Genomic DNA, 24,830 nt, shown 5'->3' with positions numbered 1-24,830 from the left:
TAAAATCAGTGGATTAATTTTTCTGGGTAAATAAACTCCGTGTCGTAAATAACCCGGCTTTCCCCATTAATTCGATAATCTCCATGGATGTATCCCCCTTGTGTCAGGACAGCAGGAACTTCCGGCCATTTATTTCTGCAGGCAGCGATCAGCGTTAACAGAATGGCTGGGAAAGGATCATCAAGTCGTACATAGCGATGATGTTCAGAACGCACGAACAAACCGTGATGGAAATAACGCTTAAATAAAATCTCCGCCATTTGCCAGGCATATTCCGCCCATTGCGCCGATTGTTTGGCTTGCGCCAGCTCGGTAATCGCCAGCAGCAGGAAAGGCGAAGCGGATTGATGGATACCCTGTTTTTCCAGCCGGGACAGCATGGTGACGATCAGCGTGTACAGGTCGTTATCGTCGCTCAGGCGCCAGGCGCGTACCAGCGGCAGCAGGTAGTCGCCTTCCAGCGGGAAGGGCTTCAACACGGTACCGGCTTTGCCGTAGTAACCGTCGCGTTTGAAGCAGTAGCCGGTCATGTCCTGACCGTTGTTCCACATCGGACGCAGGCTGTTGCTGTCAACGTCATAAGCGTACTGATAGTAGTTTTTCAGGCCGGCGATCACCCATGTCAGAATTTCGGCGTCGGGTTGATGGCGCAGAATATCGAGCATGGCCAGCGGGTTATCAATCAGCAGCGGGCGCATGTCGCGGAACAGCACGTTGGCTTCACGGGCAATGGCGCCAAACTCAGGCCCAAACTGCCGCTGGGCGCGGTCACCGAACCAGGATTGGGTCTGGTTATCGTCTGCCGGCACCGGCTGGCGCTGTAAGGGCGAGCTAAACTGGTAAACCGGCATACCGGTTTCCGGGTTACGCGCCAGCACATATTGGCGGTAGAGGTGTTTACCCCAGGCTGCCGCGTGCGCGTCGCCAGTGTGGCGCGCATAGACGAAGGCGGCATAGATCAGGTCGGTGCCGGCATTGACGAAGGTCAGTCCTTTGGTCAGCGGCAATTCCGGCCATTTGGCTGGGGTGACCACATCATGTCGGGAATGCAGAAACACGTCCGGATCGCGTTGCTTGGCGTAATCACCGTGGCGGCCCAGATCCAGGCAACTCCAGTCTTCTACGTGAGCATTCCAGAATCCCTGAATGAAATGGCGGGTTTTTTCCGGATTAACCTGATGCAGAAATTCATAATAGGGCAGATGGTGTTTTAATTCATGCACCATCGACTTGGATTCCGGACCTTCGCCGGCCAGCGTATCAAGATTAATAAAACGGTGGCCGCCCCAATAAAAAAGTCCGCTATTTTCATCGACAAAGCGATCCAGAAAATATTCGCTCTGAGATAACGCCATCTGACGATATTTTTCTGTTTCTGTGACGGCACTCATGGAAATTAATAACCGCAACCAGTTTTGCTGGCTGGCGAAGTTAGAGATCGGTGCATCATGGCCGTCGGGAAACTGCCAGACAACTGGAGACTGTGTTTTTATCTCAAATCCGTCAGCTAATAACGGCGTTGGGTTGACAGCGCTGTGGCCGTATTGCTGAATCTTTTCAATGTGGCTGTTAATCGCCGATAGCCATTGGTCGATTTGCCATTTTCTGCTGGTGTTCAAATCAGTAAAAATACTCATGGAGTACCTTCTTTCAGAACTGTGCGAAACAGTTCCTTATAAATAGAAACATTGTTTTGATTGATTATATTGCCCAACTTCTATTTTCGTCATGCGCTCAATATCGAAAGTGTGATCAAAGTCGGAACGTTGTTTTGAAAATTTTTTATGGAAGATTTGGAAACGGGAGGGAAAGAGTGTTGGAAGATAACTTACTGATAGATAAAAGAAAGGCACAATTCAGTATTGTGCCTTTGATCACAAAAAAATTTTGCGGAAAAACTTAGCGAGCCAGCCAGCCGCCGTCAACGGCAATGGTGTAACCGTTCACATAGTCGGACGCGCTGGAAGCCAGGAACACGGCCGGACCCTGCAGGTCCTGCGGCAGACCCCAGCGACCCGCCGGGATACGGTCCAGGATTTCTTTGCTGCGGTCCTGGTCGGCGCGCAGTTGCTGGGTGTTGTTGGTCGCCATGTAACCGGGGGCAATCGCGTTGACGTTGATGTTATGTTTTGCCCATTCGTTGGCCAGCAGACGGGTGATCCCCATAACCGCGCTCTTGGAAGCGGTGTAAGACGGTACGCGGATACCGCCCTGGAAGGACAGCATGGATGCGATATTGATGATTTTACCGCCATGACCCTGTTTGATGAACTGACGGGCAACCGTCTGCGACATGAAGAATACGCTCTTGATGTTCAGATTCATCACATCGTCCCAGTTCTTTTCGCTGAACTCGATGGCGTCTTCACGACGGATGATGCCGGCGTTGTTGACCAGAATGTCCACTTTACCGAACTCGGCAACGGCTTTTTCCACCAGCGCGGCATGACCGGAGATATCGCTCATGTCAGCGGTCAGGCTGAGGAAACGACGGCCTGTGGCAGTGACTTTTTCGATGGTTTCTTTCGGCTCAACGATGTTGACGCCGACGATGTCACAGCCCGCTTCAGCCAGACCGACAGCCATACCCTGACCCAGGCCGGTATCGCAACCGGTGATCAGCGCCACTTTGCCCTGTAAATTGAATGTATTTAGAATCATAGCCTTGATCTCTCTGTAAACGACATGTTTTGTCGTGAGCTTGTTACTGTAGGGAAATACCGGTTTATACCCGTCATATTTCAGGTTGCCGGCTTGCTGGCTGCTTTCACTCATCCCGGTCATTGACTGGGGATGCGCTCACTTGCCACTTTCCCGCAACGCGAAATTATTGGGTAAGCCGTTAGCGTAGTTCGCTAACTTTGACGTGATCCATGTCTGAGAAAACCTGATTCTCGCCAACCATACCCCAGATAAAGGTGTAGCGTTTGGTGCCTACACCCGAATGAATCGACCAGCTCGGTGAAATCACCGCCTGTTCGTTGTGCACCAGAATGTGGCGGGTTTCCTGTGGTTGTCCCATCATGTGGAACACCGCCGTTTCTTCATCCATATCGAAATAAAAATAGACTTCCATGCGACGCTCATGGGTATGGCACGGCATGGTATTCCAGAGACTACCTTCCGCCAGTTTGGTTAACCCCATAGTGAGCTGGCAGGTGGGCAACACATCCGGAACGATATACTTGTTGATGGTCCGACGATTGCTGGTCGCATCATCACCGATGGTCTGCGGGGATGCTTCTGCAGCGGTAATTTTGCGTGTCGGATAGGAAGTGTGCGCCGGCGCACTGTTATAGTAGAAGCGGGCGGGCTTGGCCGGGTCCACGCTGGTAAAACGGATATCCCGCGCGCCTTTGCCGATATAAATGGCTTCTTCATGGCCGATTTCATAGCACTCGCCGTCTACGCTGACTACGCCGGCGCCGCCGATATTAATCGCGCCCAGTTCACGGCGTTCAAGAAAGTAGCTGACGCCCAGCTGTTTTCCCACATCCTCGCCGATAGTGACCGCCTGATGAACGGGCATTACCCCGCCCACGATGATTCGATCGATGTGGCTGTAGGTCATGGTGCAGGCATCTGCATCAAAAACGTGTTCGATCAGAAACTCGCGCCGCAGGCCAGCGGTATCAAGCTGACGGGCGTGGTCGCTGTGGATGCTCTGACGGACTTGCATGGTTGCTCCTCGCTTTCAGATGGAAATCAGGCTGAGGGCCTGACAGGAAAGCGCCGGGCGGAACAGGTCACCTTGCGTGGCAGTGACAACGTCACCTGAACCTTTTTTGCCCGGTTCTTTCGTGTTATGGCGCGATGATAGTGTGGTTGAGATGTGAATTCAATAAAAATGAAATAATGTTTTATTTATTTCTTGAGAGGCGTCATGGTTTTGCTTATTTTATGTTTCATCTGATGCCGATGTTACTAGAATATCGGTATTTACCCTTTGTGTTACCTTGTTCACACAAGGGAGGCACGCTGAATGATCTTTAAGGAGAAACCATGAGAAGGTACTTTATTGACGATGAAACGCCGTGGGAAGAGCTGGGCGGTGGCATTAAACGTAAAATCATCACCTGGAGCGATGATCTAATGATGGTGTGCGTGCATTTCGCCAAGGGTGCCATCGGTACGCCGCACAAACACGATATCCACGATCAGATCGCCTATGTGGCGGCCGGCAGCTTCGAAGTGGTAATCGAAGGCGAAAAACGCATCCTGAAAACCGGCGATGCCTATATGGCGGTGAAGAACGAAATGCACGGCGTGGTATCGCTGGAAGAAGGCAGCGTGTTGATCGACACCTTCTCGCCGAAACGTGCCGACTTCCTCTGATCCTTTCTATTAATAAGGTGCCGGCGATGTTGCCGGCGCCTTGCCGAAATTCCTTCCTTTATAGTCTGCTTTTCATCAGTCTGACGGTGGGTGTAGCCTGCAACGTGCGGTAGGACTGTGCCATCGGGAAAGAAAACGTTGACTCTGCTAAAACCTGAAGTACCCTGCTAACGGGTTTTATGGGTCTACACTTTTCTTGCTCATCGTGGCACTGGGTGTGACGTCACGCACAAGGGGAACACATGACGTATCGACAGGCTGGCCTTTTTGCCGTGATCAAACGTATTGCGGGATGGGTCATCTTTCTCCCGGCTTTGCTCTCGACCATTATCTCGCTGGCCAATCTTATTCATGCCTTTACCGAGAAGAAGCAGGGGATTAATGGCGTGATGCAGGATTTTTTGCATCTGGTGGTGGAAGTGCTGCGCTTCAATACGCCGTTCCTGAACATTTTTTGGTACAACTCGCCGGTGCCTGATTTCGGCCGTCTGTCGGCGTCAGCCACCATCATGTTCTGGCTGATCTATCTGTTGATGTTTGTCGGTCTGGCGCTGCAGGTGTCGGGTTCCCGGTTGTCCCGCCAGGTCAAACATATCCGTGAAGGGCTGGAAGATCAGCTGATTCTGGAGAAGGTCAAAGGCGATGAAGGCAAAACCCGTGATGAACTGGAATCCCGGGTGGAATTACCCCGCCATACTATTCTGCTGCAGTTTTTTCCGTTGTATATCCTGCCGGTCATCGTTGCCGTGATCGGTTATCTCACGCTGAAAACCGTGGGTATCCTGGCCTGACGGCACTGCCGGGGCTATGTAGCCCCGGCATCGGTTTCGTCCTTCGTTATAGCAACTGACTTTCTATCGCCTGTTGGGCGGTAACCACATGTTTGCCGCCGAACAGATTGGCCCGGTTAAGCAGGTAGTAGATCTGATAAATCGGCTGACGCTCGACAAAATCCTTTTCCAGCGACCAGACGCTCTGATAGCCGTCATAAATTTGCGGCGGGAGTTCGGCGTGCAGCGGCAGCATCGCCAAGTCACATTCCCGATCGCCCCAGTGACAGGCCGGATCGAACAGGTAATAACCGTGGTCGGTATTGAGGCAATTGCTGGACCACAGATCGCCGTGCAGTAGTGACGGCTGAGGCTGATGGCCTGAGAGCCGTTTTTCCACCTGTGCTATCAGGGTGTCGATATCACCGAAATGAAGCCCTTTTTCTGCCGCCAGTTGCAGTTGCCAGCCGATACGCTGCTCTGCAAAAAAACTGGACCAGCGGCGCTGCCAGGTGTTGGGTTGCGGCGTAGTGGACAGATCATTATCGAAATCAAGGCCAAACTGGGGCTGATCGCTCCACTGGTGCAGTTGTGCCAATTGTTGCCCCAGACGCCAGGCATCGTGGGCAGAAGCGGGTTTGGGTGAGAGGTATTCCAGCAGCAGGAAACTGTAATCGCGGTTACTGCCTACGCCGTACACCGTTGGGACCTGCACCGTTTTACTGCGGGCCAGCAGTTCCAACTGCTCGGCTTCCGCGCGAAATTTGGTCAGCAGTTCACGAGCATCGCATTTGACGAAGACATCATGCTGACCATAACGCAGATGCCAGGCAGGGTGCACTTCGCCGCCAGGTAATTCCCGTCGATCCAGAATATCACCGGGGCCGAGATGTTCTTCCAGCAGTTGATCAATCGTCTGCCACATAGGTCACCTCCCGTTGATGTTGCCGATTATCATTACATTAGCGATTTGTGCAGTGTAAAAACGGAATCTGGCGCACAGCTGACAGCGCTATCGGGGCTGCCGAAACGGGGGAAAGCAGGTGGTCGTTACAACAACCGTAATGTCTGGCGGCTTCCCTCAAAAAAGTGTGAGCCCGCCGGGTATGATGTGATTGGAAGATGGCGGCAGGGACACAATAACGCGCTCTGCCGGGGTTGTCACGGTGGATGTCAAAAAACGGAGGCGATATCTGTGCGAATGACCGACGTGATGGCTGATTTGACCCAGACCGGTATTTGGGATCTGGCACAACGATCCTGACGGTTGATTCAGATTAATTTTTTGTTAGGCATAAAATGTGATCGCGATAGATGAATCAACGGCGTGTATTCGGGGAGAAAGAATATAACTCAGTAACATAATTGAAGGGTTGAGAAATAAGCGGGAGGGGCGCGGCATAAAGCACGGCATAAACATTTTTTTAGCGGCTAAAAAACAGAAATAAAACCGGAATAGGGCAAAGGAAAGTCATCGGTAAATCATTTTTTTGCAAAAATAATGTTATCTCTGTTCTAAGTTGCGGAAGAGTATACTTGCTATGTTTCATTATTATTATATGACCAGATAGTCACTATCAGGATTCGATCGATTGCATCTGTTTGTCATAAAAGGATTTTCTTATCATTGATAGCTGAAAAAAGAATGCCTTAATCACATTTTTGATAAACAGTGGCTGGACAATCGATACATCCTGTAACCAGTGGGGTAATATCATTTTGTTATGGCATGACGCGACTGGCAATAAGTCAATCATGCCGACTTGCGTAATTGGAATACCATGCACATAATCAAACGATTGGATGTGCCGCAGAGAATGCTTTAGCGTGTCAATATCCCGGGATATTGTAGAGTGGATATTAATGATACATTAAAGACTCTAATTTGTGCGACGCATCCATCGGTGGCAAAAAATGGCTTGCCAACGATTACAGAGTATGTAATAACGCATCTGGGTAAAACGAGGTACAGTTCTGTATATGAATGGCATTTTCAGTAAAGAAGTCTTGAGTACAAACGTTAGCGTTGAATACCACTTCTCTGCCGATCCTTATTTTAGTGCCTCAAGCAGTAACGACTCTGGTTTTTCTGTATAACGCCTCTGTGCGGTTTAAACTATTAAAGGAAACTTTGAAATGGCAAAGATTAAAGGTCAGGTTAAGTGGTTCAACGAGTCTAAAGGCTTCGGTTTCATCACTCCGGCTGATGGCAGCAAAGACGTGTTCGTACACTTCTCTGCAATTCAGGGCAACGGTTTTAAAACCTTAGCCGAAGGCCAGAATGTTGAGTTTGAAATTCAGGATGGCCAGAAAGGTCCTTCTGCAGTGAACGTTACTGCGCTGTAATTTTCAGCTCATGCCATAAAACCCGCCTTGTGCGGGTTTTTTGCTTTTCTGGTGTTATCCGCGAAATCATCAAGAGTGTTATGCAAAAATCTTCAGTGCCTTATCAATGCCCTCTGTGTCATCAACCCCTGAATGTTGAAGCGGGTCGATGGTCCTGCGGACGTCATCATTTCGATCGTGCGCGGGAAGGGTACGTCAATTTACTGCCGGTGCAGTTTAAACGTTCCAGACAGCCGGGAGACAGCGCCGAAATGATGCAGGCCAGGCGGGCGTTTCTTGATAATGGACACTATCAGCCATTACGGGATCGGGTATCGGAGCAGTTGGCGGCCCGCCTGCAGATGCAACCGGGCGCGCTGCTGGATATTGGATGTGGGGAAGGGTATTACACGGCTGCGTTGGCAGATAAACTGACGCCGCAGGGGATGGCGGTTTATGGGCTGGATGTCTCCAAAGCGGCGATACAGCGCGCGGCGAAACGTTATGCCCAGGTGATGTTCTGCGTGGCGTCCAGTCAGCGGCTGCCTTTTCAGGACCATTCTCTGGCTGCGGTATTGAAAATCTACGCGCCCTGTAACGGTGACGAACTGGCACGAGTCATCCGGCCTGGCGGCGGGCTGATGACGGTTTCTCCGGGGCCAAATCATTTGCTGTCTCTGAAGGCGCGGGTGTATCAGGAAGTCAGGCCGCACCCCGACGTAGAAGAGGTATTTCCGGGGTTTGTATTGGAAACGGTCGAACGGTTGCAGTACCGCATGACCATGACGGGAGCCGATGCCGCCAGTCTGCTACAGATGACGCCGTTCGCCTGGCGAGCCACGCCGGACGTGAGCGAAGGGTTGAAGGCGGAAGCGCAGTTTGAGTGTGAAACCGATTTTTTGATTCGTTTTCATCGCCGCGAGGGGTGAACAAAAGGCGGGCAGCCGGGCTGCCCGCTGTGCGTATCAGGCGAGGTCGAGCAGATGTTCGTAAAGAATGTTACAGCCAATGCCGATCAGTACGATACCACCGAGGATTTCAGCGCGTTTGCCGAGGATCGGGCCGACATAACGGCCAATCATCATGCCGAGAGTCACCATAATCATGGTGGCGCAGCCGATAACCATCGCGGTGTGGAAGATATTTACCTGCAGGAAAGCCAAACCGACGCCAATCGCCATCGCATCCAGACTGGTGGCGACAGCCGTACAGATCAAAACAAACAGGCTGTGTTTGGAGATTTTTTCACAGTTGTGGCTGTCTTCGCCTTTCAGGCCTTCCATAATCATGCGGCCGCCTAAAATCAGCAGCAGACTGAAAGCCACCCAGTGGTCCCAGGCGATAATGAAACGGCTGGCATAAAAACCCAGCGCCCAGCCGATTAACGGCGTCAACGCCTCAATCAGACCGAAGATCAAGCCGGTTCGAATTGCTTCACGAAAGCGGGGTTTGTGCAGTGCGGCACCTTTACCAATGGACGCAGCAAAAGCGTCCATTGACATGCCAAAAGCAAGAATGAGTGTAGCTGATAAGTTCATGTGTAATAGCCTCGGCTGGGCGGTTCTCCATATCCACGTAACCCACCCCCAACCAGACGACGGATCACGTGTCTATGGTCTCGCCTGCCAACCTGGCCGCCCGTACCACGTTCAGTGAAGAACGAGTATGTTGATACGAGCATTCCTGAATTTAAGGCTTCAGGAACCGGCTACTCCCCAATGACGGCGCAACGATATCATATTATTCCTACATTAAACAACAATAAATAATATATGGATTATTAATGCAATTGATAATTATTTTCATCTTTAATGAATTGGAAACAATTGGTGTTAATTACATCAGTAACCATGTGGTCAAAATAACAGCACGTTTTTTGTGGAGAGATGAGTCATTATTTATCCGAAAAAGAAAAATATTTTAACCTACTGATTTTCAATCATAAAATGATATATTTTTTCCAGATCATCCAATTCATTAACCGCGATAAGTAGTCGACTTTTTTCAAGTTCTATCACCAAAATGCCGTCTTCCGATAAATTCATATGTTTAATGCGGTGATAAGCAATATAGGTATTGGCATAAAAGAAACCCTGATCTTTGAAGAGTAATTTCGGGTAACGAATTAGGGTCAGATATATCGCCATCAGTATCAGCGAGAAAAGCAGCAGCGTGGTGAAAGGCGAGCCGTGAGTCGTGACATTTTTATAGATGAGTATTGCCACCAGCAGGCTGAAGATCAGCGCATCCAGACGATGTGCGCGCCGCAGCCGCACCTTGAGTCGGGTCTGGCCTTGCCGCCGGTCCATGATGAATTCATCGTAAATTGCATACAGCAGGGCCAGGGCAATGGATACCATCAGAACGATGTCGGTGAAAGTCATGAGCAACTCCGGTGGTGGCGTGAATACAGGATGTGAGACAACGGGTTAGAGTGATGAAAACAGAATGCATCATGCGGGATGAGAAATGGCCGGGTTGCCCCGGCCGGTAGATTCAGAGCCCCAACAGGCCGATCCAGTAGCCTATGATGCCGATAACGAAAAAGCCGACGATCAGCCAGAGCGCATTAACCTTGCGCCGCAGTAGCCACATACAGCCAAACGTCAGCAGTAACGGCACCAGGCCGGGCATCAGTTGATCAAGGATCGATTGCACCGTGGTGACGGCCGTTTTCCCATCCTGCCCGGTTACGCGCGATACCACCAGCGGGATGTTGACGTGGGTCCACTTGTTGACCAGCGCGCCCATGACGAACAACCCCAGAATCGATGCCCCTTCGGTCATTTTCTGCAGGAGGCCGCCGCCCATGTCGCTTACGATATCCGCACCTTTGCGATAGCCGTAGGCGACGCCGTAATAACGCACCAGCAAACGCACCAGATTAAACAGCACGAAAAACAGGATCGGCCCGAGCAGGCTACCGCTCATGGCGATACCGGCGCCGAGCGCGGCGAAGACCGGGCGCGCGGTTCCCCAGAATATCGGGTCGCCAACGCCGGCCAGCGGCCCCATCAGTCCGACCTTCAGGCCGTTGATGGCCCCGTCGTCAATCGGCGCGCCGTTGGCACGCTGCTCTTCCATTGCCATGGTCACGCCCAAGACCGGCGCGGCGACGAAAGGCTGGGTATTGAAAAACTCCAGATGACGTTTGATCGCTTGTTTACGCTCTTCCGAATTTTCCGGGTAAAGGCGACGGATCACCGGTACCATGGAAAAGCAGAATCCCAGTGCCTGCATGCGTTCGAAATTCCACGACCCCTGGAACAGGTTGGAACGCAGAAATACGGCGCGAATATCGCCGGGAGTCAGTTTCTTTGTCGTATCCACCATTTCTTGCTCTCCTGTTAATCCAGTTCGTTATCAAGATCGTTGTTTGACGATGCGGCCGCCACACCCTGAGCCTTGTTGTATTTGGGGCTAAGCTGAATATACAGCACCGCCATGACGACACCGATGACGCCCAGCGCCACCAGATTGAAGTTGGTGAAGGCTGCGGTAACGAACCCCAGATAGAAGAACGGCATCAGATAACCGGCCCGCATCATATTGATGACCATGGCATAACCGACGACCACAATCATGCCGCCGGCGATGTTCAGACCGGTGGTGACCACCTCGGGGATGGAAGAGAGCAGGCCGTGTACCGCTTCAGTCCCGACCGAGACGGCGACAATCACCGCCGGAATGGCGATGCGCATCGCCTGCAACAGCAGGGCGGAAACGTGAATCCAACTGATGGCGGAAAGATTGCCGCGCTCGGCCGCGCTGTCGGCGGCATGCTGGAAGGCGACGGTGATGGTGCGCACAATAATAGTCAGGACCTGGCCTGCGGCCGCCAGCGGAATCGCCAGCGCAATCCCGGCGCCGACGCTTTGCCCGCCGGCGATGACCAGAATGGTGGAAATAATGGAAGCCAGCGCCGCATCAGGCGCAACGGCAGCCCCGATGTTCATCCAGCCCAACGCGATCATTTCGAGCGTACCGCCGATAATGATCCCGGTTTTGATGTCGCCCAGCACCAGCCCGATCAGGGTACAAGCCACCAGCGGCCGGTGAAACTGGAATTCATCGAGAATGGAACCCATACCTGAAATACAGGCTACGATAAATATCAGCACGATTTGAAACGTGGTGATCTCCATGGTACTTCTCCTGTGAGAATAGTGGTCCGAAAAATAACGTCGTTACCCAATCCGTTGCTTCGGAAGTGCTAACGCGCCATCTTGGTGATCAAATCCATCATATTGATTTTGGTATCTGTCGACACTTTGCGGACTTCCAGTTCAATACCGCGCTCATGGAGCTTGTTGAACGCCTCGATATCCTTGTCGTCAATCGAGACGGCGTTATTGACCTGGGTTTTGCCCTGACGATAGGCCATGCCGCCGATGTTGACCGAGGTAATCTTGACGCCATCCTCCACCAGCCGCAGCACATCGGTTGGATTGGTGAACAGCAGCATGACGCGGTCAGCGGCGTATTTCGGGTTGTCGTAGACCCTGACCGCTTTGGCGACATCGACCACGTGGGCCGTGACGCCGGGCGGGGCCACCTGCGTCAGCAGGGTTTTTCGCACGTTGTCCGCCGCCACTTCATCGCTAACCACGATAATCCGGCTGACGTTGGTTTCCTTGGTCCAGCGGGTGGCGACCTGCCCGTGGATCAGACGGTCGTCGATACGTGCCAGTCCGATCTTCATGTGCCCGCCGGCTCCCGGCGCTGCTGCCGGTTTGGCGATGACGGGCGCGGGGCGGGGCGCTTTTTCCGGGTCGGGCGCCTTCAGCGCTTTGACGCCTGCGCGACCGGCCTCCACCGCGATCGCGACCAGTTCGCCAAATTCAGGGTTGTCATCGCGGGCCATAAACGTTTCGGCCAGCATTGGAATATTGACCCCGGCGATCACTTCATGATTTTTCTTGTCGTTCACCAGACGGCTGGCGGCGTTGAACGGGCTGCCTCCCCAGGTGTCCACCAAAAAAAGCACACCTTCCGAGGTGTCCAGTTCGGCCAGCTTCGCCTGATATTTTTCCATCAGGATCTCGGCGTTTTCGCCGGGAACAAAATCAATCCAGCCAACGTTACTCTGTTCACCAAGAATCATTTCAGCTGTATTTAGCAGCGGACCGGCAGTGGCGCCGTGAGTGCATAGCATGATGGCAATACTCACTTGCTCCCTCCTTTCATGAGTCACTGTTTTGTTGAGAGTGAAATCTGTCTGATAATCTGGATAAATTAGTCACGTTTATCCGTGAGCGATATTCAGTATGGCTGTAATACTGTTTCTTGCCCGATAGATGGCACAAAAAGCGTTTACGACACTCATCACGCCGGGTTATGAATCGATTCAGGCCAGTCTGATATCGGCAGGATTTATTTTAGGGGTCGAAGAAATAAATTATGTGATACCGGTCGATAATCGGTGGCGGAATATATTCAGGGAGAACGGTGATGCCAATGAATGCGACCCGCTTCGCGGAGTGGAGGAAAATCGTTGTGGAAAATCGCATTAACTCTGTTAAAGTTGTCCTCCCTTTAATTACAGAGGAGTAACGGGTAAACACCCTTCCTATGGACTGTCACCGACGATTCATTTCTTTTGCCCCGGCGCTGACCGGTGGTGTTCTTCACCCAGTGGGCCATTCAGGCCGAATTCAGCCTTATACTGACACTTCCCTTTCGTTTTCGTCGCACAATGCTGCTGCATTGATGTCGTTCGCTCGTTCATTTTCCGGAGTCTGACATGGAATTTTTGCTGGATCCCTCAATCTGGGCAGGCTTACTGACGTTGGTGGTACTCGAAATTGTATTGGGTATCGACAACCTGGTGTTCATCGCCATTCTGGCGGATAAACTGCCGGCCAAACAGCGTGACAAGGCGCGTATCATCGGCCTGTCGCTGGCGCTGCTGATGCGGCTTGGCCTGCTATCGCTGATCTCCTGGATGGTGACGCTGACGCGACCGCTGTTTTCTGTCGGGGAGTTCAGTTTTTCCGGCCGTGACCTGATTTTGCTGGCCGGGGGGCTGTTTTTGCTGTTCAAAGCTACGATGGAGCTGCATGAGCGGCTGGAAAACCGTCCGCACGACCCGAATGCCAACCGTACGCATGCTAGTTTCTGGGCGGTGGTGGTGCAGATTGTTATTCTGGACGCGGTGTTCTCCCTCGATGCGGTCATTACCGCCGTGGGGATGGTAAACCACCTGGGCGTGATGATGACCGCCGTGGTGATCGCCATGGCCGTGATGCTGCTGGCATCCAAACCGCTGACCCGCTTTGTCAACGCCCATCCGACGGTGGTGGTGCTCTGTCTCAGTTTCCTGCTGATGATCGGTTTGAGTCTGGTGGCGGAAGGGTTTGGTTTCCATATTCCGAAAGGCTACCTGTATGCCGCGATCGGTTTTTCGATCGTCATTGAGATGTTTAACCAGATTGCCCGGCACAACTTCATCAAACATCAGTCGCACCGGCCGATGCGCGAGCGCACCGCCGAAGCGATTCTGCGCCTGATGGGGGCGCGCAAAGCCAGCCATGACGATCAGGAAGAACAGCCGCAGCAGCAACCGGAAGAAACGTTCGCTGAAGAAGAGCGCTATATGATCAGCGGCGTGCTGACGCTGGCCTCCCGTTCCCTGCGCAGCGTGATGACGCCGCGTACCGATATCTCCTGGGTGGACTGCGAACGTTCGGTGGAAGACATTCGCCTGCAACTGCTGGACACGCCGCACAGCCTGTTCCCGGTATGCCGCGGCTCGCTGGATGAACTGGTCGGCGTAGTGCGCGCCAAAGACCTGCTGGTGGCGCTGGATGAACACACCGATGTGGAACAGTTCGCCGCCGCCAACCCGCCGATCGTGGTGCCGGAAACGCTGGATGTCATCAACCTGTTGCCGGTGCTGCGTCGCGCGAAAGGCAGCCTGGTGATGATCACCAACGAATTTGGCGTGGTGCAGGGGCTGGTGACGCCGCTGGATATCCTGGAAGCGATCGCCGGCGAATTCCCGGATGAAGATGAAACGCTGGATATCATCGCAGACGGCGACGGTTGGCTGGTGCGAGGCGGCACCGATCTGCATTCGTTGCAGCAGGTGCTCAACGTGCAGGATTTGGTCGATCCGAAAGAAGACTATACCTCGCTGGCCGGTCTGTTGCTGGCGCACAGCGATGAGTTCCCCAAAGTGGGAGACTGGCTGGAACTGAACCGGTTACGGTTCCTGATCGTGGAAGCGACGGACTATCGTATCGAACTGGTTCGTATTGTCCGTATTCCTGAGACGGCTACGGAAGACGAGGCGTAATGCCAGGCGCGGAGGCCTGTCCTGACCGGCGGCCTCCGCGGTTAAATGATATTGCATTGCGTGGTTAGTCGAACCATGCCGAAGCGAGCCTAAGGCTCGCTTTTTCTTTATCTTTTCGGCCTACCGCTGAAGGAGGGCTGAGGTGATTTCATCATCGTTTGTTCCTCGCTACGGCAAGCCCAATCCATCGGTTCACCATTTATTACAATTCATGGCCGCTCTTTTCAGCCATTAAGTATCTTTTGCGTTCAAGTGCCACTGCCGGCTGTCGATACCATTTAAGTACGAAACAATTTCGTCACATTACAGATCATACCGCAAGGTCATCTGTGTCTACTTCATCAGACCGTTATAATTTGAGAACAACCTATGAACGTATGGACTGTTAAAAAAAAGCTGGCAATGATGATCGCCGTTATCATCATATCCTTTATGGTATTGGCCGCATTTCTGCTTTCCCGCCAGACCGCCACCACCTCAGAATTACAACGTTTGTATGAAAAGGACTACCAGGCTGCGTCGATTATCGGCCAGATTGACGGCCTGCTCACGCGTGTGGATATCAACATCTTGCGTATGATTGCCATTGGCGACCCCACGTCGATTGCCGGCTGGAAAAGTCAGAATACCGAGAACTTCACGAAGGTGGAGGGGCTGTTGAGTAAACTGAAAGCCATTATTGACCCTACGATGGCGCAATCTTTTGACGGACTGGTGTCATCGTACACGCTAATGCGCAAAGGCATGGAGCATCAGGTACAGGCCGTTGAGTCTGGCGATATGAAAAACGCCAGCGAAATTAATAAAAATGAAGTCAAGGGGCCGGCAGACAAGACATTTGGCGAATTGTCCGCGTTAAAAAAATATCAGGATGAACTGGCAAACAAGAAAGTAGTTGAACAGCAAAGCAGCAATGTCACGACACGCATCATTTCACTGTTTGCCGCAGGCATCGTTGCGCTGGGGTCAGTGGTGCTGGGCGCGGTGATTCTACGCAGTCTGCTGCGGCAACTGGGCGGCGAGCCGGTGGTAGCGACACAGGTGGTGAACCTGATGGCGCAGGGCGATCTTTCCAGCCCGATCCCGGTAAAAGACCATGATCAGGTAAGCCTGCTCGCCCAACTGAACGAGATGCAGTCGTCCCTGGCGGGGATTGTCACCAGCGTACGCAGCAATGCGGAAAGTCTGGCGACCGCAAGTATTCAGATATCCCAGGGTAATCAGGACCTGAGTCAGCGTACGGAAGAGCAGGCCAGCGCGCTGCAACAGACCTCCGCCACCATGGAACAGTTAGGGTCTACCGTCAGCAACAACGCTGAAAACGCGCGTCAGGCCAACCAACTGGCGCTGGGCGCATCAACGCTGGCGGCGGAAGGCGGGAACATGGTTGAACGCGTGATCGAAACTATGAAAGGCATCAACGACAGTTCGAAAAAGATTTCGGACATCATTAATGTGATCGACAGCATCGCTTTCCAGACTAATATTCTGGCGCTGAATGCGGCGGTGGAAGCGGCGCGGGCGGGCGAGCAAGGGCGTGGTTTTGCGGTCGTCGCTTCCGAAGTGCGCAGTCTTGCGCAGCGAAGCGCGAACGCCGCCAAAGAGATCAGCACGTTGATTACCAACAGCGTCGGACAGGTTGAACAGGGCAGTCAGCTGGTGGATGAAACCGGCGCGACCATGACGCAGATTGTGGCGGCGATCAATCAGGTTACCGATATTGTGTCAGAAATCAGCGCGTCCAGCCTGGAACAGAGTTCGGGAGTGAAACAGGTGGGACAGGCCATCACGCAGATCGATACCGTCACACAGCAGAACGCGGCACTGGTGGAAGAGAGCGCGGCGGCGGCAGAGAATCTGAAAGAACAGGCCCAGCAACTGGTACAGGCGGTAGCGGTGTTCCAGGTGGCCTCAACTGCGGCCCAACCCCGATTGTTTTTGGGGCGGTAATGGCGGTCGCCAGCACTTTTTAACGGGTAGCGTCACGCCGGCGGGGGAACTCGCCGGCGTTGTATTTGGTTAGTCGCACTGCACCTTGATGGCCAGACCGCCGCGGGAGGTTTCGCGGTATTTGGCGTTCATGTCTTTACCGGTTTCGTACATGGTTTCAATCACCTTGTCGAGCGATACGCGAGCTTCGGTGGTGCGACGCACCGCCATGCGGGTGGCGTTGATGGCTTTGACCGCGGCGATGGCGTTACGCTCGATACAAGGCACCTGCACCTGACCGGCCACCGGATCGCAGGTCAGCCCCAGATTGTGTTCCATGCCGATTTCCGCGGCCACGCACACCTGTTCCGGACTGGCGCCCAGCAGCTCGGCCAGGCCAGCAGCCGCCATCGAACAGGCCACGCCCACTTCGCCCTGACAACCGACTTCCGCCCCGGAAATCGAAGCGTTCATTTTATACAGCGACCCGATCGCGCCAGCCGCCATGAAATAACGCAGATAAATGCCGGGACCGACCGGCTCGATAAAATGATCGTAGTAGGCCAGCACCGCCGGCACGATGCCGCAGGCGCCGTTAGTGGGCGCGGTGACCACGCGCCCGCCGGCGGCGTTTTCCTCATTGACCGCCAGTGCGAACATGTTGACCCAATCCACCACGTTCATCGGGTCGTTGGACAGCTTGTCCGAGGACACCAGCATGCGGCGCAGCGCGGCGGCGCGGCGCGGTACCCGTAGCGGGCCGGGCAGCACGCCCTCGGTGTTCATGCCGCGATCCATACAGGCGCGCATGGTCTGCCAGACGGCGGCGAAATAGTCTTCGATCTCCTGACGGCTATGCAGCGCCAGCTCGTTGCGCATCATCATGCCGGAGATAGACAGACCGCTCTGTTTACACTGCTCCAGAATTTCCCGCGCGGAGCGGTAAGGATGCGGCACGGTGAAAGTGGATTCCTGAGACTGGCCAAAGTGCGCTTCATCGACGATAAAACCGCCGCCGATCGAGTAATAGGTTTGGCGAAACAGCGGAAGGTCGGCGGCAAAGGCGGTCAGCGTCATGCCGTTTTCATGCAGCGGCAGGTTTTCGCCACGGAAAATCATACCGCCTTCACGAGGGAAAGCGACGTCATGCGTGCCTGCCAGCGATAACCGCTCAGTTTGCTCCACATCCCGGATAAACGCCGGGATGGCGTCGATATCCACGGTATCCGGCTGATTGCCCGCCAGCCCCAGGATAATCGCAATATCGGTGTGGTGGCCTTTGCCGGTCAGGGCGAGGGAGCCGTAAACCTCCACCGTCACCCGATCGGTGCGAGACAACAAATCCCGTTGTTGCAGTTCATCGACAAATTGTTTACCGGCTTTCATCGGTCCGACTGTGTGAGAGCTGGAGGGGCCAATACCGATTTTGAACATGTCGAATACGCTTATCACGCTGAAACTCCTTTAGGGCACTGCTGTTACTATAGGGGAACGAGGGGGGCATCGCTCGCCATACCACCATTTATCTGGCGTTATGGCCGACGACACGACTCGCTCCAGAATAAAACTCGATAGATCGCGCTATTGTAGTGGAGAGTATGCTGCCATATTCGGCTTTTCACATGAAATAAAGTTATGTTATGCCGAAAAATAACTTATGGCAGATTCGACATTTGGCCGGGAGATTACGCCGGTTCCGGCGTCGCCACCTGCAATGCCAACTGGCGGATAATGGCGGCGGTCAGCCCCCAGACGAACTGCTGCCGATACCAGGAAAGGTAGACGCGGTGATGCTGCTGGCGGCGCTCGATATCCAGCGAATAGTAGCGCTGGAGGGCAAAGGCATCCCGCAGCGGCATTTCAAACAGTTCCGCCACTTCGTCGGCGTTGGGATGAAAAGGCGTGTTCTCCGGCAACAGACCGACCACCGGGGTGACCTGATAACCGCTGGTGCTGTCGAACGCCGGCAGCGTTCCCAGTATCTGGACCGATGCCGGGGGAATCGCCACTTCCTCCTGCGCTTCGCGCAGCGCGGTGGCGATCAGCGAATGATCGTCCGGGTCCGCCGCGCCGCCGGGAAAAGCTACCTGTCCGGCGTGTTTGCGCAAACGAAGCGAGCGGCGGGTCAGCAGCAGGCACGGATCGGGGCGACGGATGATCGGCACCAGCACCGCTGCCTGCCGGTGGTGCTGGGTGACCGGCAGATCGGGGGCGCTCTGCAACTGAAAGCGGGTAATAAACGCGTCCAGATCATAAGGATGGTATTCGTCAGTGCGGTCTGAGAGAGGCAACAGCGTGGCGTCGGTCATGTCGGTCAGCCCTGTTTAATCCGTGGTCGATACGGTTAATAACGGCAGAATGCGGCCAATCTTGTCGAATGTTTCCTGATATTCTGCCTGTTCTTCGCTGTCGGCCACAATTCCGCCGCCAGCCCAGCAGGAAAGCGTGCCATTGGCGGCGATCAGCGTACGAATGGTGATGTTGGTGTCCATCGTGCCGCAGACGCTGAGATAGCCGATGCTGCCGCAATAGGCGTTGCGGCGATGCGGTTCCAGCTCTTCGATGATCTCCATGGCCCGCACTTTGGGCGCGCCGGTAATGGAACCGCCGGGAAAGCAGGCGCGCAGCACATCCGTGGCGTGCTGCTGCGCGGGTAATCGCGCTTCAATGGTGCTGACCAGATGGTGCACCGCCGGAAACGGCTCCACCACAAACAATTCCGGCACCCGCACGCTGCCCGGCACCGCCACCCGGCCGATATCGTTACGCAGTAGATCGACAATCATCAGGTTCTCGGCGCGATCTTTCTCGGAGGCAGCCAGTCGCTGCGCCTGACGGGCATCGGCGTCGGCATCCGGCAGCCGCGGCAGCGTACCTTTGATCGGTCGGGTCTGAATGTGGTTATCGTGCAGCCACAGGAAACGCTCCGGCGAAATGCTGAGCACCGCGCTGTGCGGCAACCGCAGGAACGCGGAAAACGGCGCCCGGTTGCTGGCGGAAAGCGTCAGGAACGCCTGCCATTCGTCGCCCTGATAACCGGCTTGAAAACGCTGGGCCAGATTGACCTGATAGCAGTCTCCGGCACGCAGATAATCCTGAATACGGCGAAATTTTTCGCCGTACTGCTCCCGGCTCATGTTGGCTTGCCAGTCGCTGGTCAGGCGAAATGCGCCCGGTTCGGCAGGCGACAGAGCGTTGAGCCAGGCCAGTCTGGCGTCGATATCGCCGTGGGCGACCAGGGTCAGGCGTTGTTGATGATGGTCGGCAATCAACGCCCAGTCGTACATGCCCACCGCCATGTCGGGCAGGTCGATATCCCGGTCGGCGATGGACGGCAACTGCTCCACCCGTCGCCCCAGATCGTAACCGAACAGACCGAGAGCGCCGCCCTGAAACGGATAATCCGGGTGCGGCGGCACATCCAGCGCCAGCGCATCGAGCTGCTGTTGCAGCAGGTGAAACGGGTCTTCCGCGGAGGTCTGCCGGGCATCGCCGTGTTGGATCGTGGTCAGTTCGCCGACGGTCTGCAGGGTCAGGCGCGGCTCCGCCACCAGAATGTCAAAACGGTTATGAGGATGGTCGGCAAACCCGGAATGAAGCAACATCGCCCAGGGCTGGCGCGACAGGGAACTAAAAAGGCGCAACAGCGCATCCGGCTGATACGGGAGCGCGTGATAGACTATCGGTGTCGGCATAGCGGTATTGGTATGGTTTCTCGGCGTTGGTCATGCCGGCAGCCGTACGCTGAACCGGCAGCATGCATCACAGCGGTGCAAGCGTACCACAAACCGTGGCGGATCGCTGGCGTGGCCGGCATAAAAAGGTTTTCAGGAGAAGAATGATGTTTGCAGGTATCCCGGCGCTGACTCATGAGCAGCAGCAACAGGCGGTGGAAAGAATACAACAGCTGATGGCGGAAGGCATGAGCAGCGGCGAAGCCATCGCGCAGGTGGCGGAAGAACTGCGCCAGAATCATCAGGGGGCGCGGGTGGTGGCGCGTTTTGAGGACGACGAAGCTTCTTCGCAGGAGTAGCAGGAATAATGGCTTTCGGGCGGCGCGTGAACCGCCGCCCGCGCAGGATCAGCCGACTGCGGCGATCGCTTTGATTTCCACTTTGAATTTCGGGTTCATCAGTTTGGCTTCCACGGTGCAACGCACCGGCGCGCTGCCGGCCACTACCCAGGCGTCCCAGGCGGCGTTCATGGCGGCGAAATCAGCTTTATCGGCCAGAAAAATGGTCACGTCCAGCAGGCGGCTTTTATCGCTGCCGGCCTGTTGCAGGATGGCGTCCAGCGACGCCAGCGCGTTTTCGGTCTGGGCGAGGGCGTCGTCGTCCAGATTTTCCGGCACGCTGGTGTAGTACAGCGTGTTGTTGTGGATCACGGCGTCGGACCAGCGTGCGTCGGGATTGATGCGGGTAATCGACATGAAGTCAGGCTCCTCGTTTCAGTCTGCGCGCCTGCCGGGACAGGCGCTAAAACCGCAGAGACTAACACAGTTCTTCCCAACAGGTGACCCCTGATCGGGACGGCAGACACGACCCGAAGTGGTGTCGTGCGCGCAGGCTTGGCATAATCAGCCACCTTTATCCAGCCGAATCAGGGCGACGGTAGTGTCAGACAAGAGAGGCAGCGTGGCAGCAGACAGCTCAATCGACGATTTTGCAACCGATGGCGTACTGGCGCAGGCGATTCGGGGTTTCCAGCCGCGCGAACCGCAGCGTCAGATGGCGGCCGCCGTGCTGGAGGCGATCGACGCCAAAAAACCGCTAGTGGTGGAAGCGGGCACCGGCACCGGCAAGACCTACGCCTACCTGGCGCCCGCGCTGCGTTCCGGCAAAAAGGTGATTGTCTCCACCGGCTCGCGCGCGCTACAGGATCAGCTGTACAGCCGCGATTTACCGACTGTCGCCAACGCGCTGAATTTTCAAGGCAAGCTGGCGCTGTTGAAAGGGCGCGCCAATTATCTGTGCATCGAACGACTGGAACAGCAATCGCTGGCGGGCGGCGATCTTGGCCGCGACGTGCTGCGCGAACTGGTGAGGCTGCGCGGCTGGAGTTCCGAAACCGAAGACGGCGACATCAGCCAGTGCGGCGATGTGGCTGAAGACAGCGCGGTATGGCCTCTGGTGACCAGCACCAACGATAACTGTCTCGGCAGCGACTGCCCGCACTACAAGGAGTGCTTTGTGGTGAAGGCGCGCCGACGGGCGATGGATGCCGATGTGGTGGTGGTGAATCATCATCTTTATCTGGCTGATATGGTGGTTAAGGAGAGCGGATTTGCCGAACTGATCCCCGACAGCGACGTGGTGATATTTGATGAAGCCCACCAGATCCCGGATATCGCCAGCCAGTACTTCGGCCAGCAGCTCTCCAGTCGCCAGTTGCTGGACCTCGCCAAAGATATCGTGATTGCCTACCGCACCGAAGTGCGGGACGCCAGCCAGTTACAGAAGAGCGCCGATCGTCTGAGCCAGAGTACCCAGGATTTTCGTCTGGCGCTGGGCGACCCGGGATTTCGCGGCAATTTACGTGACATTGTCACGGATAACATGTTGCAGCGGTCGCTGACGTTGCTGGATGACGCGCTGGAACTGTGTTGCGATGTCGCCAAGCTGTCGCTGGGCCGCTCCGCGTTGCTGGACGCGGCGTTTGAACGCGCGACCATATACCGTGCCCGGCTGAAGCGACTGCGGGACGTGCAGCAACCCGGTTACAGCTACTGGTACGAATGCACCTCGCGTCATTTCGTGCTGGCGCTGACGCCACTGTCAGTCGCAGACCGTTTCCGGGACGTAATGAAAGAAAAACCGGCCTGCTGGGTATTTACCTCAGCTACGCTGTCGGTAAACGATCAGCTCACGCATTTCATTGACCGACTGGGGCTGGAGCAGGCCCGGACGTTGCTGCTGCCGAGCCCGTTTGATTACGCGCGTCAGGCGTTGTTGTGCGTGCCGCGTTACCTGCCGGAAACCAACCGACCCGGCGCGGCCAGACAACTGGCGCGCATGTTGCGCCCGCTGATTGAGGCCAATCAGGGGCGTTGCTTCATGCTGTGTACCTCGCACCAGATGATGCGCGACCTGGCCGCCGAGTTTCGGGCGTCGCTGACGTTGCCGGTGCTGGTGCAGGGCGAAACCAGCAAGCCGCAGCTGCTGGCGCAGTTTCTGGCGGCAGGCAACGCGTTGCTGGTGGCGACCGGCAGTTTCTGGGAAGGCGTGGATGTGCGGGGCGATGCGCTGTCGTGCGTGATTATCGACAAGCTGCCTTTTACCTCCCCGGACGATCCGTTGCTCAAGGCGCGCATGGAGGATTGCCGGGTGCGCGGCGGCGACCCGTTCGACGAGGTGCAATTGCCCGATGCGGTGATTACGCTAAAGCAGGGCGTCGGCCGATTGATCCGCGACGTGGAAGACCGCGGCGTGCTGGTGATTTGCGACAACCGGCTGGTGACGCGGCCGTATGGCGAAGTGTTTCTCACCAGCCTGCCGCCGGCGCCAAGAACACGGGATTTGCGGCATGCCATCGATTTTCTGACGCGCAAACCGTGACGGTCACCGGCGCTGGCTGCTATGATGCGCGCCGTTGAAATATTCTCTCCCTGCCTGAGGTTGGCATGTCTACGCGAATTTTAGCGCTTGATACCGCAACGGAAGCCTGTTCCGTTGCACTCTGGAATGACGGTGAAATCCATTCCCTGTTTGAAGTTTGCCCCCGCGAGCATACCCAGCGGGTATTGCCGATGGTCCGGCAATTGCTGGCCGATCACGGCATGACGCTCGGCCAGTTGGATGCGCTGGCATTCGGGCGCGGGCCGGGCAGCTTCACCGGCGTGCGTATCGGCATCGGCATCGCGCAAGGGCTGGCGCTGGGCGCGGATTTACCGATGCTCGGCGTGTCGACGCTGGCGACGCTGGCGCAAGGGGCGCACCGCCTGACCGGCGCCAGCCGGGTGCTGACCGCCATTGATGCCCGCATGGGCGAAGTCTACTGGGCAAGCTACCAGCGCGACGAACAGGGCGACTGGCGCGGCGAGGCGAGTGAAGCCGTGCTGGCGCCGGTTCAGGTGCAGTCACTGGCGGCATCGCTGAACGGCGACTGGGCCACCGCGGGAACTGGCTGGCAAACCTATCCGGATTTGATCGGCCATCCCGATATCGTCCTGAATCACACCGATATGCTGTTGCCGCAGGCGCAGGACATGCTGCCGCTGGCGTGGCGGTTGTGGACGTCGGATGGTGCGGTGAGCGTGGAACAGGCCGAACCCCGTTATCTGCGCAACGAAGTAGCGTGGAAAAAATTACCCGGCCGCGAATAACAGCAACTTATCGCATCGGCTACAGTCTAAGTCAGGTATCTGTCATAAATTGACGATGGCAAGCAGGGTGTATGTGATGACTATCCAATCTTTCGGAAATAGAACGTCGATGCGGCTGCGCCGGACCGGGCTGTGCGGACTGCTGTTGCTAAGTCTGAGCGTGTTGTCTGGCTGCGTTACGTTACCGGATGAAATCCGTGGGACCTCGGCCACGCCGCAGATGGACCTGATTCGGGTGATGAATGCGCCGAATCTGTACGTTGGGCAGGAATCGCGCTTTGGCGGCCGGATTGCCGATATTCGCAACGAGGCCAATCGCACCCGGCTGGAGATTGTCAGCTTGCCGTTGGATGATGCCGGCCGGCCGCGACTGGGCGAGCCGTCTGGCGGTCGTCTGGTCGCCTACGTCAATGGGTTTCTGGAGCCGGTGGATTTCAAAAACCAGCTGATCACCGTGGTAGGGCCAATTAGCGGCACCGAGCAGGGTAAAATCGGTGAACGGCCATATCAGTACGTAGTGATTAACGTGCAGGGCTATAAACGCTGGCGCGTGGTACAGCAGGTGGTGTTGCCGCCGCGAGCCTACGATCCGTGGTGGGATCGCCGCTACCGTCATGTCTGGGGACCCGGTTGGGGCCCGGACTGGAACGACGGGTATGCGCCGGCTCAGGTGGAGTCTGTCGTCACGGAGTAACGATCGTCAGCAATCAGGCGATAGCCTGACAGTGAATGACAGTGAATAGAGGCGGCCTGGGTCGCCTCGTTTTTTTTTCGGCACTGATAACAAGTTGAAATAAGTGATCATCTTCTCAACCTGAACATTGTGAATTTCACAGTTGTTAATATGAGTTAA

General features: G+C 55.2%; 24 protein-coding genes and 1 riboswitch. Of the genes, 11 read left to right on the top strand and 13 right to left on the bottom strand.

All coding sequences use genetic code 11. From position 1 onward, the window contains the following. Positions 1-5: 5 nt before the first annotated feature. The 3 genes from pelW to kduI all read right to left on the bottom strand — a co-directional run bounded on the left by pelW (position 6) and on the right by kduI (position 3,679). On the bottom strand, positions 6-1,637 hold the full coding sequence (gene pelW, locus DXXMK7_RS11270) for a pectate disaccharide-lyase PelW (protein WP_038919170.1): 1,632 nt from the start codon (positions 1,635-1,637) through the stop codon (positions 6-8). Positions 1,638-1,899: 262 nt separating this feature from the next. Next, entirely contained in the window at positions 1,900-2,661 is a 762-nt protein-coding gene (kduD, locus tag DXXMK7_RS11265; protein ID WP_038668473.1) for a 2-dehydro-3-deoxy-D-gluconate 5-dehydrogenase KduD, read from the bottom strand. Positions 2,662-2,842: 181 nt separating this feature from the next. Continuing rightward, positions 2,843-3,679 carry a 5-dehydro-4-deoxy-D-glucuronate isomerase gene (gene kduI, locus DXXMK7_RS11260; protein WP_038919169.1) on the bottom strand — a complete coding sequence of 279 codons (837 nt, stop codon included), beginning with the start codon at positions 3,677-3,679 and terminating at the stop codon, positions 2,843-2,845. Positions 3,680-4,002: 323 nt separating this feature from the next. Between kduI and DXXMK7_RS11255 the strand changes: the two genes are divergently transcribed. Beyond that, complete coding sequence (locus DXXMK7_RS11255; RefSeq protein ID WP_022633697.1) at positions 4,003-4,335, top strand: cupin domain-containing protein; 333 nt, start codon at positions 4,003-4,005, stop codon at positions 4,333-4,335. Between the two features lie 242 nt (positions 4,336-4,577). After that, entirely contained in the window at positions 4,578-5,126 is a 549-nt protein-coding gene (locus DXXMK7_RS11250) for a YniB family protein (RefSeq protein ID WP_038919168.1), read from the top strand. A gap of 46 nt (positions 5,127-5,172) precedes the next feature. Here DXXMK7_RS11250 and DXXMK7_RS11245 read toward each other — a convergent pair whose 3' ends face one another. Beyond that, positions 5,173-6,030 (bottom strand): fructosamine kinase family protein, encoded by an 858-nt coding sequence (locus DXXMK7_RS11245; protein WP_038919167.1) that lies wholly within the window; start codon positions 6,028-6,030, stop codon positions 5,173-5,175. 1,055 nt (positions 6,031-7,085) lie between these two features. On the opposite strand from DXXMK7_RS11245, the gene DXXMK7_RS21895 reads away from it, so the two are divergent. The 3 genes from DXXMK7_RS21895 (at position 7,086) to rlmA (ending at position 8,359) form a co-directional block, all read left to right on the top strand. Continuing rightward, on the top strand, positions 7,086-7,202 hold the full coding sequence (locus DXXMK7_RS21895) for a DUF2627 domain-containing protein (RefSeq protein WP_071526204.1): 117 nt from the start codon (positions 7,086-7,088) through the stop codon (positions 7,200-7,202). Between the two features lie 39 nt (positions 7,203-7,241). Beyond that, a complete protein-coding gene (cspE, locus tag DXXMK7_RS11235; protein WP_005968829.1) occupies positions 7,242-7,451 on the top strand; it encodes a transcription antiterminator/RNA stability regulator CspE in 210 nt (69 codons plus the stop codon). Between the two features lie 95 nt (positions 7,452-7,546). Further along, on the top strand, positions 7,547-8,359 hold the full coding sequence (rlmA, locus tag DXXMK7_RS11230) for a 23S rRNA (guanine(745)-N(1))-methyltransferase (RefSeq protein WP_038668475.1): 813 nt from the start codon (positions 7,547-7,549) through the stop codon (positions 8,357-8,359). A 36-nt stretch (positions 8,360-8,395) separates the two neighbouring features. Here rlmA and mntP read toward each other — a convergent pair whose 3' ends face one another. The 5 genes from mntP to manX all read right to left on the bottom strand — a co-directional run bounded on the left by mntP (position 8,396) and on the right by manX (position 12,600). Then, positions 8,396-8,968 carry a manganese efflux pump MntP gene (mntP, locus tag DXXMK7_RS11225; RefSeq protein ID WP_038658363.1) on the bottom strand — a complete coding sequence of 191 codons (573 nt, stop codon included), beginning with the start codon at positions 8,966-8,968 and terminating at the stop codon, positions 8,396-8,398. A 7-nt stretch (positions 8,969-8,975) separates the two neighbouring features. Next, positions 8,976-9,159: riboswitch (yybP-ykoY riboswitch) on the bottom strand. A 196-nt stretch (positions 9,160-9,355) separates the two neighbouring features. Further along, positions 9,356-9,814 carry a DUF986 family protein gene (locus DXXMK7_RS11220; RefSeq protein WP_038919165.1) on the bottom strand — a complete coding sequence of 153 codons (459 nt, stop codon included), beginning with the start codon at positions 9,812-9,814 and terminating at the stop codon, positions 9,356-9,358. Positions 9,815-9,926: 112 nt separating this feature from the next. Beyond that, the gene (locus tag DXXMK7_RS11215; protein ID WP_038919164.1) at positions 9,927-10,763 is read right to left on the bottom strand and encodes a PTS mannose transporter subunit IID; all 837 of its coding nucleotides are present in this window, start codon (positions 10,761-10,763) and stop codon (positions 9,927-9,929) included. Between the two features lie 14 nt (positions 10,764-10,777). After that, positions 10,778-11,575 carry a PTS mannose/fructose/sorbose transporter subunit IIC gene (locus DXXMK7_RS11210; RefSeq protein WP_038919163.1) on the bottom strand — a complete coding sequence of 266 codons (798 nt, stop codon included), beginning with the start codon at positions 11,573-11,575 and terminating at the stop codon, positions 10,778-10,780. 68 nt (positions 11,576-11,643) lie between these two features. Next, complete coding sequence (gene manX / locus DXXMK7_RS11205; RefSeq protein WP_038919162.1) at positions 11,644-12,600, bottom strand: PTS mannose transporter subunit IIAB; 957 nt, start codon at positions 12,598-12,600, stop codon at positions 11,644-11,646. Between the two features lie 573 nt (positions 12,601-13,173). Between manX and DXXMK7_RS11200 the strand changes: the two genes are divergently transcribed. Both DXXMK7_RS11200 and DXXMK7_RS11195 read left to right on the top strand, forming a co-directional pair. Then, entirely contained in the window at positions 13,174-14,727 is a 1,554-nt protein-coding gene (locus DXXMK7_RS11200; protein WP_038919161.1) for a TerC family protein, read from the top strand. Between the two features lie 369 nt (positions 14,728-15,096). After that, positions 15,097-16,677: a methyl-accepting chemotaxis protein gene (locus DXXMK7_RS11195; RefSeq protein WP_038919160.1), complete on the top strand. Its 1,581-nt coding sequence runs from the start codon at positions 15,097-15,099 to the stop codon at positions 16,675-16,677. A 69-nt stretch (positions 16,678-16,746) separates the two neighbouring features. Here DXXMK7_RS11195 and DXXMK7_RS11190 read toward each other — a convergent pair whose 3' ends face one another. The 3 genes from DXXMK7_RS11190 to pabB all read right to left on the bottom strand — a co-directional run bounded on the left by DXXMK7_RS11190 (position 16,747) and on the right by pabB (position 20,351). Beyond that, positions 16,747-18,108, bottom strand: a complete 1,362-nt coding sequence (locus DXXMK7_RS11190) for an L-serine ammonia-lyase (protein ID WP_038919159.1) — start codon at positions 18,106-18,108, stop codon at positions 16,747-16,749. Between the two features lie 233 nt (positions 18,109-18,341). Continuing rightward, positions 18,342-18,965, bottom strand: a complete 624-nt coding sequence (locus DXXMK7_RS11185; protein WP_038919158.1) for a CoA pyrophosphatase — start codon at positions 18,963-18,965, stop codon at positions 18,342-18,344. A 15-nt stretch (positions 18,966-18,980) separates the two neighbouring features. Then, the gene (gene pabB, locus DXXMK7_RS11180; RefSeq protein WP_038919157.1) at positions 18,981-20,351 is read right to left on the bottom strand and encodes an aminodeoxychorismate synthase component 1; all 1,371 of its coding nucleotides are present in this window, start codon (positions 20,349-20,351) and stop codon (positions 18,981-18,983) included. A 146-nt stretch (positions 20,352-20,497) separates the two neighbouring features. Between pabB and DXXMK7_RS11175 the strand changes: the two genes are divergently transcribed. Then, positions 20,498-20,689, top strand: coding sequence for a YoaH family protein (locus DXXMK7_RS11175; protein ID WP_038658394.1), 192 nt, complete (start codon positions 20,498-20,500; stop codon positions 20,687-20,689). Positions 20,690-20,737: 48 nt separating this feature from the next. Here DXXMK7_RS11175 and DXXMK7_RS11170 read toward each other — a convergent pair whose 3' ends face one another. Beyond that, a complete protein-coding gene (locus DXXMK7_RS11170; protein ID WP_038658397.1) occupies positions 20,738-21,085 on the bottom strand; it encodes a RidA family protein in 348 nt (115 codons plus the stop codon). A 205-nt stretch (positions 21,086-21,290) separates the two neighbouring features. Between DXXMK7_RS11170 and DXXMK7_RS11165 the strand changes: the two genes are divergently transcribed. The 3 genes from DXXMK7_RS11165 (at position 21,291) to DXXMK7_RS11155 (ending at position 24,671) form a co-directional block, all read left to right on the top strand. Continuing rightward, positions 21,291-23,210: an ATP-dependent DNA helicase gene (locus DXXMK7_RS11165; protein ID WP_038919156.1), complete on the top strand. Its 1,920-nt coding sequence runs from the start codon at positions 21,291-21,293 to the stop codon at positions 23,208-23,210. A gap of 65 nt (positions 23,211-23,275) precedes the next feature. Further along, positions 23,276-23,977 (top strand): tRNA (adenosine(37)-N6)-threonylcarbamoyltransferase complex dimerization subunit type 1 TsaB, encoded by a 702-nt coding sequence (gene tsaB, locus DXXMK7_RS11160; protein ID WP_038919155.1) that lies wholly within the window; start codon positions 23,276-23,278, stop codon positions 23,975-23,977. 76 nt (positions 23,978-24,053) lie between these two features. Beyond that, positions 24,054-24,671: a Slp family lipoprotein gene (locus tag DXXMK7_RS11155; protein WP_038919154.1), complete on the top strand. Its 618-nt coding sequence runs from the start codon at positions 24,054-24,056 to the stop codon at positions 24,669-24,671. Positions 24,672-24,830: the final 159 nt, after the last annotated feature.

It is taken from the genome of Dickeya sp. MK7, from assembly GCF_000406305.1.
GTDB classification, from domain to species: Bacteria; Pseudomonadota; Gammaproteobacteria; order Enterobacterales; family Enterobacteriaceae; genus Dickeya; species Dickeya fangzhongdai.
Note: the sequence above shows the minus strand (reverse complement) of the source record. Positions and strands in the feature narration are given on the sequence as shown.